Consider the following 13,441-nt stretch of genomic DNA (forward strand, 5'->3'; position numbering starts at 1 on the left):
CTAATTATTGAAATAAAAAAAAGTAATAATGGCTAAAGTAAAAATGCATAAAAAGTCAACATCCATCGACATGACGGCGATGTGTGATGTGGCTTTCCTTTTGCTTACCTTTTTTATCCTGACAGCGACGGCCAAGATGCCCGAGCCGTTACCGGTAGATACGCCTTCTTCTACAGTTCAGACTAAATTGCCGGAAACGGGATTAGTAACCATAACAGTAGGAAAAAGCGATGGGAAAGAGCAAGTGTTTTTTGGAATGAAAGACAGGGCAATCCGTGAAGGAGCTCTAGATTATATGTCAAGGACGTATAAAGTTTCATTTACAGATAAAGAAAAGCAAGAATTCAAACTTATGGAAGAGTTTGGTGTTCCAATGTCAGATTTAAAAGGATTGTTGGCTAAGACCGGTTCAGAAAGATCTAAAAAAGGAACACAATCAGGAATACCTTGTGATTCTATTGGCGATAATAACCAATTGAAAGATTGGATAATGGCTGCAAGAACCGCTAATATTGAAAACGGAGGTGAAAAAGAACTTCAGTTTGCAATCAAAGGCGATGCTAAAGAAGAATATCCTCAGATCAAAAGAGTGATGGATATTTTACAGGACCAAAAAATCAATAGCTTTAATTTAGTTACTGGTTTAAGAGGAAAAGATTATTAATGCTAAATAATAATATAAAATGGCTGAATTAAATACCGGCGACGGCGGTGGCAAAAAAGGCAGTAAAAAGGTAAGAAGTAAAAAATCCAATGCAAAAGTGGATCTTACCGCCATGGTGGATTTGGCATTCTTATTGATTACATTCTTTATGTTGACAACGTCTTTATCAAAACCTCAATCTATGGATTTGGGTTTACCGGACAAGAATACTGAGAATGAGCCTGAAACTAAAATAAAAGTTGACCAAAGAAGAACCATGACGATCATCATGGGTGATAATGATAAAATCAAATGGTTCCACGGATTGCTTGATGCACCGGAACCAAATGGGAAACCAACTGATGCGGTTTATGGCAGAAACGGGTTAAGAAAAGAAATCTTAAAGAGAGTAGTTTCTGTACCACAGATAACTGGCGATAAAGACAAAGGATTGATTGTAATTATCAAACCGAGCAAGAAATCAACTTATAGAAATTTAGTTGATGTACTGGATGAAATGGCTATTTGCAAAGTGCCAACTTATGCAATTGTAAATGACATCACTCCTGAAGAGATGAAATTAGTAGACGAAATGAACAAGTAATGTCTTGTGCTAATCTTTAAAAAGTAAAAAAATGAAATTAGACTTATTAAAAAGACAGTGGATAGACATCGTTTTTGAGGGACGTAATAAAGCTTATGGAGCTTATGAATTGCGTAAAGAAAACCCGAAAACTACTTTGCGTTCGCTAATCATAGGCGCATTTATATTCGGTTTGGCAGTAAGTGCACCACTTATCATAAGCTTAATACCGGATAGATCTGATGACGCTTCTCTAGATCAAAAAATTGTAACCATTAAGTTGCCGCCGAAAGAAGAGCAACCTAAAGATCTTCCACCACCTCCACCACCTCCACCAAAACAGGATCAGGTGAAGTTTGTGAAACCTGAAGTAGCGAAGACAGATGAAATTGTTGAAGAGCCGCCAAAAGTAGAAGAACTTAAAGACCAAAAATTAGGAAAAGAAAATATTGAAGGCGATGAGAATGCTCCATTAACAGTTGAACCTGTTGGAACAGGACCAAGTGTAGTAGAAGAAGACAACAACATCTACAACACTGCCGGTATCGAGGTAAAACCTGATTTTCCTGGTGGATTAGAGAAATTCTACAAATTCATTGGTAAAAACTTCCAGGTTCCTGAAGAGGAAGGATTGAAAGGGAAAATATTTGTGACTTTCGTAGTAGAAAAAGATGGTTCATTAACAGATATCAAAGTAATCAGAGATATTGGTTATGGAACAGGAAAAGAAGCTATCAGAGTTTTAAAATCTTGTCCGAAATGGAATCCTGGTGAGCAAAATGGGAAAAAAGTGAGAGTATTGTACTCATTGCCGATTTCTATCCAAGCACCGGAATAAATGATTTCAAAAATCATAGAAAATTTTAAGAAGAAATCGCTAAAAGAGCGATTTCTTCTCGTTATTAGCTTATTGAATTTTATAGCTTTTTGTGCTTTGGGCGCCATGTTGCTGTTCTGGGACAAATTAAAATTGGATTTACCCAATAACCTTCAAATAATCGTAGGCTGCCTTATAATATTATTTGCTTTTTTGCGTTTTATAACTCAAGTAAAGCGTTTGAATAATTTAGATGATGAATAAAATAACAAAAACAATTACCGGTTTTCTTTTACTGACATTGCTTTTTGTGTTTTCTTGCCAAGAGAAATCCGAAAACAAACAGGATACTATAATCGAAGGAAAGGCCACTATTTATGTTGATGAATCCATCTTACCAATCGTAGAAGATGAACAAGCGGTATTTGAAACGCAATACGAAGCCAAATTGCATTTGGTGGCCCAATCAGAAAAAGAAGTTTTGAATTCCATGCTCAATGATACGGCAAAAATTGCGATACTTGCAAGAACGCTCACCGCTCAGGAACTTAAAGTTTTTGAAGGAAAAAAAATCACTCCCAGAATCACTCCTTTTGCTACCGATGCGATCGCTTTTATCAGATCCAAAAAAGCCAATGATACTTTAGTTGCCTTGCAGGATGTAATCGATTTTATGAAAGGCAAACCGATTCCAACCATCAAAGGGTTTGTATTTGACAATGCCAATTCAAGTACTGTAAGGTATATTTCTGAAAAGTTTGGTGTTGATGTAGTCAGCAGAAAGGATTTCTATTCTATGAAAACCAATGAGGAAGTCATAAAGTATGTGGCAGAAAACAATGGCATGTTCGGTGTCATAGGGATGAACTGGATTTTTCAACCTTCATTAGAACTTCAGAAAGACGTTGACCAAGTCAGTGTTTTAGGGGTAAAAGGGATTGGTTCAAATGAATATGTATTCCCAACACAGGACGACTTAGCCCAAGGAAAATATCCTTTGGCACGTCATTTGTATATCGTCAACTGTCAAGGGTATTCTGGTTTAGGAATGGGATTCGGTTCCTTCCTTACAGGTGAACGAGGACAACGCATCATTTTAAAATCAGGATTAGTTCCCGAGCGTGTCCCAACCAGAAAAATCGTGATAAGAAATAAATAACTAAAGATAAAAATTAAAAATTGCAAGATGAACAAGTTTAAAATATTCAGCTTAGCGTTAGTAGCAACAACCATTGCGAAAGCACAGGATTTAGAGCCAGCGAAGAAAGCTATTGATGCTGAACAATTTGAAAAAGCCAAATCGTTGTTGAAATCTGTTATACAAACAAAACCGTCTAATGGGAAAGCTGCTTTTCTTTTGGGTAATATTTACTTAAAACAAAACATAGCCGACTCGGCTTCAATCTATTTCCAAAAAGGATTAGCCGCCAGTGATGGTGCAAGATTGAATAATATCGGATTGGCCCAATTGGATTTAGATGCCAATAATAAAGCGGCTGCACAAGCCAAGTTTGATATGGTTATCAAAGAATTGAAAAAGAAAGATACCGAAGAGTACGTTTATATTGCCAGAGCTTATATGAATGCAGACAAACCTGATTATGCAAGTGCCATAACAGTTTTGACTAAAGCTGCAGCAGCAAATCCTGCAGATGCTCAAGTACAATTGGCATTAGGTGATGCTTATTATGGTGAGAAAAAACAAAACGAAGCGTATGTAGCTTACAGAAATGCATACCAGGCTGACAGTTCTTTAATCAGAGCTAAAATGCAATTGGGTGTTTTGCTGAAAGGTGCCAAAGCTTATACTGAAGCGGTAAAAGCTTACAACGAAGTAATCGCAATCAATCCAAATTATGGTCCGGTGTACAGAGAGTTGGCAGAAACCCATTATTTATGGGGAAATAATGTACCATCAACTTACACGGATAACATTCAGAAGGCATTAGGTTTTTATGAAAAATACATGAGTCTGACGGATTATTCAATCAACTCCCGTATGCGTCACGCCGACTTTTTAATTTTGGCTAAAGATTACAAAGCTTTAGAAGCAGAGGCGACTCAAATGAAAGCATTGGATGGTGTAAACCCTAGAATCCTTCGTTACCTTGGCTATTCTGCCTACGAAAATGGAAATGCAGATGCGGCTTTGGATGCCTTGCAAAAGTATACATCTAATCCGGCGAACAAAATTATTCCACGTGATTATTTGTATTTAGGTCAGGCCAAAATCAAAAAAGGAACTGCTGCAGATGGTAAATCTGTTGACCCAACTTTATTGGCTTCTGCAATGGAAGACATCAAGAAAGCAGTGACAATGGAACCGTTAGCCGCTAATGAATTGAATGAGTTAGGTAAAAAACTATACGACCAAAAATTGTTTGCTGCTGCAGCTGCTGTTTTTGAAGTGGCAGTGACCAACCCAACATCTAAGAATTATTTATTGGATAATTTTTACTTAGGGAATGCATTATACTATGACAACACCAGAAAAGATGTGGTTAAAGTTGATCCTGTAGCTTTGCAAAAAGCGGATGTAGCATTTGGAAACGTAATCACGGCTTCTCCAACAACTCAGGATGCCTACTTGTTCAGAGCAAGAACCAATAAATTGTTGGAAAGCGATCAGGTAATGGCAGATAATTATCAATTGTATATTGATACGGTAACCGCAAAAGGTGAAGCTGAAATTACTAAAAACAAAGCAAAATTCATTGAAGCTTATAACAATATGGCTTCACATTATGCCAACACAGATAAAGCAAAAGCAAAAGAATTATTGGCTAAAACTTTAGCACTTGACCCTGAAAATGCTTACGCATTAGAGGCAATGAAATTGTTGAAATAAGAACGACACTATAATTTCAAAACCGTCCTGATTTTCAGGACGGTTTTTTTATTGCAAACCATTTTCAAATTTTCAAATTATCTCATTTTCAAATTGATTATCTTTGCCAACTATATTTTAAATAATGTTATCAAAAGAAACACAATTGGCCGTTGAAAAAGGGGAAATGCTTCCGCTGATGGAAGAATTCTACACGATTCAGGGCGAAGGCTATCATACCGGAACTGCTGCTTACTTTATTCGAATTGGTGGTTGCGATGTAGGTTGCCATTGGTGTGATGTAAAGGAAAGCTGGAATGCCGAATTACATCCGCCAACCAATACGGATGCCATTGTTGACAATGCATCTAAATATGCGGATACGGTTGTGGTAACCGGTGGCGAACCATTAACCTGGGACATGTCATTGCTGACGCAAAAATTAAAAGCCAAAAATCTTAAAGTACATATTGAAACTTCGGGTGCTTATCCTGTGAGCGGAACTTGGGATTGGTTTTGTTTGTCACCAAAGAAAAACAAATTGCCGGTTGCCGATGCATACGCCATTGCCAGTGAATTAAAGGTAATCATTTATAACAAACACGATTTCATTTTTGCCGAAGAGCAAGCCGCTAAAGTAAATCCAAATGCGATTCTTTTTCTGCAGCCTGAATGGAGTAAAAAAGAAGAAATGACACCGCTGATTGTTGATTATGTAATGAACAACCCAAAATGGAGAGTGTCATTGCAAACCCATAAATACCTCAATATTCCTTAAGTTTTTTTATGAAATTGCTTAAATTGTTATTTTTTGTTTTGGTGCCAATGATGGGATTTTCACAAATTGGAGGTGAAGATGAAGTTTATCTCAACGGTGACCGAATCGAAGCCAAATTCAATGGTGGAGGAATTGAAGAGTTTAGTAAATTCATACGTGAGAATTTTGATTATTCCCAAGTAACCGAATCCGGAAAAATGGTTGGTGCTTTCACTATAGATGTTGATGGGGCTGTCAAAAATATTAAGATCGTTGAATTTTTTAATGTTGAATCGGCCAAGGAATTTATCAGGGTATTGAAGAGTTGCCCAAAATGGGAACCGGCAAAACGCAACGGAAAACCAATTAGCATTGAGATAAAATATCCAATGGTATTTAGAAAGAGATTATAATTATCAATAAACCCAAAAAAATGAAAAAATATTTCCTGTCTGCTTTATTTGTTTTGGTCTGTAGCCATGGTTTCTCACAAAATGTGATTGATAGCAGCCCGGTCCAGGAAAACGATTCAGAGGATAACAATATCTACAATACCGCCGGAGTTGAAAAAAAACCTGAATATCCAGGTGGAATTCAGGCGTTTTACGAATACATTGGAAGAAAGTACAAAGTGCCAAATGTAAAGGATTTGGCCGGGATGATCTTTGTTACCTTTGTGGTTGAAAAGGATGGAAGCCTAACTGATATAAAAGTGATTCGCGATATTGGATATGATACCGGGCGCGAAGCCATAAGAGTGCTGAAAAGTTCACCAAAATGGTCGCCTGCCCAACAGAACGGAAAGCCGGTTAGGGTATTGTTTTCGTTGCCAATCAAGATCCAGGCCCGATGATATAAATTCCAAATCCGGACAGGATTTTAATGATAAAACTTTTTTAGAATAATTAATAAACCCAAGAACAATGAAAAAATTTTTATGTGCAGTGGCCATTCTATTAGTGTCACAGGTAGGATTTTCGCAAGATAAACCGTCAAGAGAAGATGTGTTACAGGTTATCGAAAGAAGTGGTGCTTCAGGTCAGATGAGTGCTGCAAAAAAACAAGTATTGACAATGATTCCACAAGAGAAGCAGGCTGCTTTTATCATAGAATTTGATGCCATACTTAAAAAGGCTAATGAAGCGACTGTAGATGTTTATATGCAGGAATACACCAAAGAAGATATCAAAGCGATGTTGGCTTTTTACAATAGTCCTGTTGGAAAAAAGATGACAGCTAAAGCTGAAGTAATTGCTCAAAAATCACAAGAATCAATGATGAGCTTGCAAGGAGAAATCCAGGCCATGATGATGAAGTACATGCAATAATCGGTTACCGCAAAAATATTGCAATTTAAATCCCAAACACTGTTTGGGATTTTTTATTTTTGTTCACCCAAGACCTTCAGGTCGAACGGTACAACGTAAAAATCACATCAATCATGCAATCACAATTTTTATTAGATCCCAATATTACTTTTTTGAATCACGGTTCTTTTGGCTCTTGCCCCAAACCGGTTTTTGAAGAATTTCAGCGTTTTCAAAGAGAATTAGAAAGTGAACCGGTTCTTTTTATTACCAAAAAATTACCGCAATATTTAAAACAGGCCAAAGTGCCACTGGCCCAATTTATTGGCTGTGAAACAGAAGATTTCTTTTTTATTCCAAATCCAACGGTCGCGATCAATACAGTGATGAGAAGTTTGAAACTCAATCCCGGCGATGAGATTTTGGCCACCAATCATGAGTATGGTGCCATGGACAGAACCTGGAATTATTATTGCAAAAAATCGGGAGCAAAGTATATCCGCCAAAATATCAGTTTGCCTTTGGTTTCCAAAGAACAAATCATAGAAGAGTTTTGGAAAGGTTATAATGCAAACACTAAAATCGTTTTCCTAAACCAAATGTCGAGCGCAACGGCTTTGATTTTTCCGGTAAAAGAGATTTGCAAAAAAGCACAGGAATTAGGATTAATCACCATCGTTGACGGCGCACATGTTCCGGGTCATATCGATTTAAATATAGCCGATTTGAATCCCGATTTCTACACAGGGACATTGCACAAATGGATGTTGGCACCCAAAGGCAGTTCGTTTTTGTATGTCAAAAAAGAATTCCAGCCCGATATCGATCCGTTGGTGGTGAGTTGGGGTTATGAAAGTGTGGTGCCGGGTGAAAGCCAGTTTTTGGATTACCATGAATATCAGGGAACCAATGACCATTCCGCTTTTCTATGTACACCAAAAGTCATTGAATTTTTAGAACAAAATGATTGGAAAGCCAAGTCAAAAGCCTGCAAGCAAATCGTTTTTGCCAACTACCAACGCTTTTGTGATTTGCTCAAAACACAACCTTTGGCACCGATAACGGAGGAATTTTTAGGCCAGATGGCGAGTGTTCCGATAAAGACTTCCAAACCATTGGAGTTAAAAGACTTACTATACGACAAGTACAAAATCCAGATTCCGGTGATGCCGCTGAATGGGAATTATTATATCCGTTATTCGATTAACGCTTATAATTCGCAGGAAGATTTGGATGTTTTGTACAAAGCGCTGGAAGATATTATCCAAACCACAGATTTGATAGAAGTGTAAAGTCATAGCCTCGATTGCAGCAAGTATCCTTTTTATAAGCGCCTCTCGACTGCGCTCGAGGTGACAAAAAGATACTGCGGAAAGCGAGAACAAGCTTCAAAAATCACCTACTTCGTCAGTTCACTACGTTCGTGTCCAGTTTTCTCTTTTTTTCAGTTCGGTGATGTGCGCCAAATGATGGTTGCAATGCCATTCATAGAGGCAAATCATTTCCCGGAGTTGGAATTCCTTGTTGTACTCAGGATGAATGTAAACTTTTACCAGATCGGTTTCAGTCAAACTTTTCATGACAAACGCCAGGCGATAATGGAGTCCTTCCAAAAATTGTAGCGTCGGTTCAATCGGCATGGTTTTGTTGTCGATGCCTTCCGCCCAAAGATTTTCGTAATAGAATTTGATCGTCGGATTGTTTTCGGTTAAGGTCCATTTCAAACGGATAAAACAATTCATATGGCTGTCGGCACAATGGTGCACGACCTGGCGAATGGTCCAGCCTTCGGGACGATAAGGTGTTTCGAGTTGATCTTGGGATAAATGCGCGACTTCGGCTTTTAATTTTTGAGGAAAACCTTCAATGGTTTGTATGGCTTTTGCCAAAAGTTCAGTTGTGTATACTTTTGGAGCTTCAAATGTTCCGATAGGATAGCGCAGTTTTTCTAAGGTTGTATTGTCCATAATTATAATGTTAGTTGGGCCAAATAATCATAATGTTTGCCTTCGAGCACCAATTCGCATTCCAAACCGTTGGCGTGCGCGGCATTTTGTAAAGTATTATAGTCGAGGTACAGCCAGGGAAAAGTGTCTTCGGTTTGTCCTTTATAGGAAACGCTAAACGTCAGTTCGCCATAATAACCATCAGCCGGAATCAAATAGGCCCCGTCTTCGTCTTCATCAAACATATAAATGATATCCGAGCTGTCAATGAGAATCTGTCCATCCGGATTCAAAAGTGACTTTAGTTTTTGTAGGTATTTTGAGGTTTCGGCAAGTGTGCCAAAGATTCCCGTGCCGTTCATCAATAAGATAATCGTGTCGAATGTGCCATTTTCTATATCCAAAAGATTTTGTGCCCGGGCATTTTTCACACCGCGAAGTTGACAGGCTTTGATGGCATTAGGTGAAATATCAATTGCGGTAACGTCAAAACCTTTTTCCTGCAGATACAAACTATGGCTTCCGGCGCCGCAGCCGACGTCGAGGATTTTGCCTTTGGCGAGTTGCAAAGCTTTCTTTTCGATTTTGGGCATGTCGTTATAGCTGCGAAAAAGATACTCGACGCTCATTTCGTCCGCTTCGGAGATGTTGGTCTCGGTGACCAAATCTTCCGGAGCATTGTGGGTTTGAAAATCGAGTATGGCTTTGCCGAATAAATCTTTCATTTTGGGTTATGCGTTAATTTGATAATTTGGTTATTTGTTTCATGGATTTAAGTAATTTTGCAGTGCGATTTTTCGAATAACCAAATCCACAAATAACCGAATCCACAGCAATTGACAAATCCACAAATCCACATATTAGAAAAGTTAGCCAAAGATAAGCATATCGAAAACAAAAAGTATTTTGATAAGCTGAAAAAGAAGACGCCCAAGAATCTGGATTATGTGATGCAGGATTTGCATGATGCCGAGTTCAAACGAACCGATTGCCTGAAGTGTGCCAATTGTTGTAAAACCACGGGCCCATTGTTTACTTCGGCAGATATTGAACGCATTGCGAAGCATTTGAAGCAAAAACCACAACAATTTATTGATCAATATTTGCGCATTGATGAAGACAAGGATTATGTGTTGCAAAGTGTGCCCTGTACTTTTTTGGACCACGAGAATTACTGTATGATATATGACGTGCGTCCGAAAGCCTGTCGCGAATTTCCGCATACCGACAGAAAGAAATTCCAGCAGATTTCCGATTTGACGTTGAAGAATGTGGCGATTTGCCCCGCGGCTTATAATATTGTAGAAGAAATGAAAAAACGTTTACCTTTATAGTATGCAAGTTTATAGATCAAAAATCGACTGGTGGCTTATCATAGTCATTTTTATTGTCTTCGCTTATCCGATGATAGAAGGCATTTTGAGTAAGGATTATGTGATGTTTTCGGTTTCTTTTGGTATTTTGACTTTGGTTTTCCTGATGTTCAAATCAATCAAATACAAAATAGAAGGTGAGAATCTCCATATCTGGTGGACAAAAATTGACATCAAGACCATCAAGAAGATTTACAGTACGCACAATCCGTTAAGCTCGCCTGCATTGTCACTCGACAGAATTGCGGTGGTTTACAATAAGTATGATGAAATACTAATTTCACCCAAAGAAAGACAAGCCTTTGTTCAGGAGCTTTTAAAAATCAATCCGAATATTGAGGTAAAGCTTTAGTTGTAAATCAGATACTTTTTACGCATCGCCTTAAAATCAGTCAAACCTTTTTCCCAAGATTTTCTAATGTCAGCTTCCGAAGTTCCGGCTTCAATCTGTTGTTGCAGTTTTTTAGTTCCGGCCAATTTGGTAAAGAACGGAATAAAGAATTTAGATTTATCCGAAGTTTCATTATAGGCTTTGATCAACCATTTCAATTCCAATCGGATCACTTTGGGTGCGTTGCTCAAATCTTCTCCAAAACATAATTTTCCTTTTAAAGGCGGTTCTTTAGCGCCTTCGTTGGGCATAGGCGTGAAGCTGAATCCGGTGTTGGGCAACTCAGGCGAACCATAAATTTGGAATTGTTTGTTGGTACCACGACCCAAACTCACATTGGTGCCTTCAAAGAAGCACAAACTGGCGTACAGATTAATCGCTTGGTCATTCGGTAAGTTAGGTGAAGGTTTTACCGGCAGGCTAAAAAAGAGTTCTCTTTTATAATTCAAACAGGAAATGACAGTCAGATTACACTGCACTCCATTTTTCAACCATTTTTCCCCGTTAATCATTTGGCCATATTCACCAATGGTCATGCCGTGTAAAACCGGAATTTGGTGCATCCCGACAAAGCTGGTGAATTCTTTTTCAAGAATCGGTCCGTCTACAATAGCGCCATTTGGATTTGGTCGGTCGAGAATAATCAGCGGAATATTGTTTTCCGCACAAGCTTCCATAATATAATGTAGCGACGAAATATAAGTATAGAAACGCGCGCCAACATCCTGCAGATCAAAAACCAAAACGTCTATTCCGGCCAATTGCTCCGGTTTTGGTTTTTTGTTGTCGCCATATAAGGACAGGATCGGCAAACCGGTTTTGGCATCTTTGCCGTCAACTATATGTTCGCCGGCATCTGCGGTGCCGCGGAAACCGTGTTCGGGAGCGTATATTTTTTGGACGTTGATTTTTTGTTCCAAAAGATAATCAACCACATGCGTTTTATTAGAAAGGATTCCGGTTTGGTTGGTCACAATGCCAACTTTTTTATCCTTTAATAAAGGAAGATAAGCAGTTGAATTATCAGCTCCGGTTTTGATTATGGATTTTTGAGCATTTAAACCGGTGTTTTCCGTTTTGCCATTTGTCATGTGCATTTCACCTCTACCAGAATCTTTTTTGTGAGTGCTCCCACAAGAAAGCATTAGCAAAACCGAGAATAAAACTGTATTTTTGAATACCAAATTTGAAATCATACCATTGAAATTAGAATATTTTATAGCGAAACGACTCATTACTGCTAAAGACCATAAAAGTAGTATTTCTGCGCCAATAATAAAAATTGCCATAACCGCGATTGCTTTGGGTATGATCATGATGATAGTTTCCATCGCTACTGGTATTGGTCTCCAACAAAAAATACGCCAAAAGGTTTCTGCTTTCAACGGGCATATTATCATCTCGGGTTATAACGACAACAATTCTGATGTCAGCACCAAACCGATATCTATAAACCAAAGTTTTTATCCCAAGTTTAAAAATGTAGATGGTATCACTCATGTACAGGCCGTGGCCAGCAAAGCCGGAATCATCAGAACCGAAACCGCGTTTGAAGGGATTATTTTCAAAGGCGTTGGCAAGGATTATGAAACCGCCAATCTTGAGGAGTATTTAGTCGTAGGCAGATTGCCCAATTTCAAAACCAATCTTAACGAAGAAGTTTTGATTTCGCAATACCTTGCCAACCGATTGGGATTAAAACTCGGCGATAAGTTTGTGACCTATTTTATGAAGGAGAACAGCCAGGGCTACAACCTGCGCAATTTCAAAATAGTTGGGATTTACAATTCGGGTTTTCAGGAATTCGATGCCACTTATGTGATTGGAGATATTCGTCATGTGCAAAGAATCAACAAATGGAAACCGGACCAAATTGGCTCTTTCGAAGTCTTTGTTGATGATTTTACCCAAATCGAGCAAAAAGGACAAGAGGTTTATCAGGAAACATCTTCCACACTCGACACCCAAACCATAGTCGAGAAATTCTATTATATCTTCGAATGGCTCAAGCTTTTTGATTTTAATATCATTGTCATCCTTATTGTGATGATTGCGGTTTCTACAATTAATATGGTGGTGGCACTTTTGGTTTTGATTTTGGAACGAACCCAAATGATAGGAATCCTAAAATCATTGGGTGCCAACAATTGGTCGGTCCGAAAGATATTCCTCTACAATGCCACTTACTTAATCGGAAGAGGTTTGCTTTGGGGTAACATCATCGGAATCGGGTTGCTTTTGTTGCAAAAATACTTCGGCATCATCAAACTCAATCCCGAAAGTTATTACGTCAACGAAGCGCCGGTCGATATCAATCTCTTTTATATATTCCTTTTAAATATAGGAACCGTAGCCATCTGTTTGCTGGTTTTACTCATTCCTTCTTATATCATTACCAAGATTACACCATCCAAATCCATTCGTTTCGATTAGTTGGAGCTATTTCCCGCTGTTCGTTGCAATCTTTTTATTGCTTTGTCCTCCTGAGCATTTGATATTAAGAGGAGAAAGCAAAGCTTTCGGCTGATATCGAAGGACATTTCACAATGCAATAAAAAGGATTTCCTCTTCCATCGGGGCTAAAAAAGCAATTTTTGCATTCATAAAATGGCTGTAAAAAGAAAACATCGACGAACGGTATTTGTAAAATTCATGTTATCAGTGCATTAAAAAAATATCAAAAAAGGTTGTTTTTTTATTTGGAATGGCGGGAAAATAGTTTTTATATTTGCACCCCGCAAGAGAGGGATTGTTCATTGATAAACTGTAAAACGAGGGGGTTAAAATAAATTCAAAA

General features: G+C 38.3%; 17 protein-coding genes. 14 read left to right on the forward strand and 3 right to left on the reverse strand.

Annotated elements, in window-relative coordinates; genetic code table 11:
• Positions 1-28 precede the first annotated feature (28 nt).
• From P1K33_RS10335 to P1K33_RS10385, 11 genes are all read left to right on the forward strand, one after another.
• Entirely contained in the window at positions 29-664 is a 636-nt protein-coding gene (locus tag P1K33_RS10335) for an ExbD/TolR family protein (RefSeq protein ID WP_284652888.1), read from the forward strand.
• A 19-nt stretch (positions 665-683) separates the two neighbouring features.
• Positions 684-1,247, forward strand: a complete 564-nt coding sequence (locus P1K33_RS10340) for an ExbD/TolR family protein (protein ID WP_284652889.1) — start codon at positions 684-686, stop codon at positions 1,245-1,247.
• 31 nt (positions 1,248-1,278) lie between these two features.
• Entirely contained in the window at positions 1,279-2,064 is a 786-nt protein-coding gene (locus tag P1K33_RS10345) for an energy transducer TonB (RefSeq protein WP_284652890.1), read from the forward strand.
• Positions 2,065-2,307, forward strand: coding sequence for a hypothetical protein (locus P1K33_RS10350; RefSeq protein WP_284652891.1), 243 nt, complete (start codon positions 2,065-2,067; stop codon positions 2,305-2,307).
• A complete protein-coding gene (locus P1K33_RS10355; protein ID WP_350028974.1) occupies positions 2,297-3,202 on the forward strand; it encodes a PstS family phosphate ABC transporter substrate-binding protein in 906 nt (301 codons plus the stop codon). Before P1K33_RS10350 ends, P1K33_RS10355 begins: the two co-directional genes overlap by 11 nt.
• 27 nt (positions 3,203-3,229) lie before the next feature.
• A complete protein-coding gene (locus tag P1K33_RS10360; RefSeq protein ID WP_284652892.1) occupies positions 3,230-4,891 on the forward strand; it encodes a tetratricopeptide repeat protein in 1,662 nt (553 codons plus the stop codon).
• Positions 4,892-5,015: 124 nt separating this feature from the next.
• Positions 5,016-5,648, forward strand: coding sequence for a 7-carboxy-7-deazaguanine synthase QueE (locus P1K33_RS10365; protein WP_284652893.1), 633 nt, complete (start codon positions 5,016-5,018; stop codon positions 5,646-5,648).
• Between the two features lie 8 nt (positions 5,649-5,656).
• Positions 5,657-6,040, forward strand: a complete 384-nt coding sequence (locus P1K33_RS10370) for an energy transducer TonB (protein ID WP_284652894.1) — start codon at positions 5,657-5,659, stop codon at positions 6,038-6,040.
• Positions 6,041-6,060: 20 nt separating this feature from the next.
• Positions 6,061-6,480 carry an energy transducer TonB gene (locus tag P1K33_RS10375; RefSeq protein ID WP_284652895.1) on the forward strand — a complete coding sequence of 140 codons (420 nt, stop codon included), beginning with the start codon at positions 6,061-6,063 and terminating at the stop codon, positions 6,478-6,480.
• 91 nt (positions 6,481-6,571) lie between these two features.
• Positions 6,572-6,955 carry a DUF2059 domain-containing protein gene (locus tag P1K33_RS10380; RefSeq protein ID WP_284652896.1) on the forward strand — a complete coding sequence of 128 codons (384 nt, stop codon included), beginning with the start codon at positions 6,572-6,574 and terminating at the stop codon, positions 6,953-6,955.
• Positions 6,956-7,068: 113 nt separating this feature from the next.
• Complete coding sequence (locus P1K33_RS10385; protein ID WP_284652897.1) at positions 7,069-8,226, forward strand: aminotransferase class V-fold PLP-dependent enzyme; 1,158 nt, start codon at positions 7,069-7,071, stop codon at positions 8,224-8,226.
• Positions 8,227-8,349: 123 nt separating this feature from the next.
• Here the strand turns inward: P1K33_RS10385 and P1K33_RS10390 are convergent, their stop codons facing one another.
• Together P1K33_RS10390 and P1K33_RS10395 are read right to left on the reverse strand one after the other, a co-directional pair.
• Complete coding sequence (locus tag P1K33_RS10390) at positions 8,350-8,901, reverse strand: YfiT family bacillithiol transferase (RefSeq protein ID WP_284652898.1); 552 nt, start codon at positions 8,899-8,901, stop codon at positions 8,350-8,352.
• Between the two features lie 2 nt (positions 8,902-8,903).
• The gene (locus tag P1K33_RS10395) at positions 8,904-9,605 is read right to left on the reverse strand and encodes a class I SAM-dependent methyltransferase (RefSeq protein WP_284652899.1); all 702 of its coding nucleotides are present in this window, start codon (positions 9,603-9,605) and stop codon (positions 8,904-8,906) included.
• 111 nt (positions 9,606-9,716) lie between these two features.
• On the opposite strand from P1K33_RS10395, the gene P1K33_RS10400 reads away from it, so the two are divergent.
• Positions 9,717-10,214 (forward strand): YkgJ family cysteine cluster protein, encoded by a 498-nt coding sequence (locus P1K33_RS10400; protein WP_284652900.1) that lies wholly within the window; start codon positions 9,717-9,719, stop codon positions 10,212-10,214.
• A 1-nt stretch (position 10,215) separates the two neighbouring features.
• A complete protein-coding gene (locus P1K33_RS10405) occupies positions 10,216-10,605 on the forward strand; it encodes a PH domain-containing protein (RefSeq protein ID WP_284652901.1) in 390 nt (129 codons plus the stop codon).
• On the opposite strand, the gene P1K33_RS10410 is transcribed toward P1K33_RS10405, so the two are convergent.
• Positions 10,602-11,840 carry an exo-beta-N-acetylmuramidase NamZ family protein gene (locus P1K33_RS10410; protein WP_284652902.1) on the reverse strand — a complete coding sequence of 413 codons (1,239 nt, stop codon included), beginning with the start codon at positions 11,838-11,840 and terminating at the stop codon, positions 10,602-10,604. The genes P1K33_RS10405 and P1K33_RS10410 overlap by 4 nt on opposite strands.
• Positions 11,841-11,844: 4 nt before the next feature.
• On the opposite strand from P1K33_RS10410, the gene P1K33_RS10415 reads away from it, so the two are divergent.
• Positions 11,845-13,077: an ABC transporter permease gene (locus P1K33_RS10415; RefSeq protein ID WP_284652908.1), complete on the forward strand. Its 1,233-nt coding sequence runs from the start codon at positions 11,845-11,847 to the stop codon at positions 13,075-13,077.
• Positions 13,078-13,441 lie beyond the last annotated feature (364 nt).

Origin of the sequence: Flavobacterium terrisoli (genome assembly GCF_030167905.1) — a bacterium.
Lineage (GTDB): Bacteria > Bacteroidota > Bacteroidia > Flavobacteriales > Flavobacteriaceae > Flavobacterium > Flavobacterium terrisoli.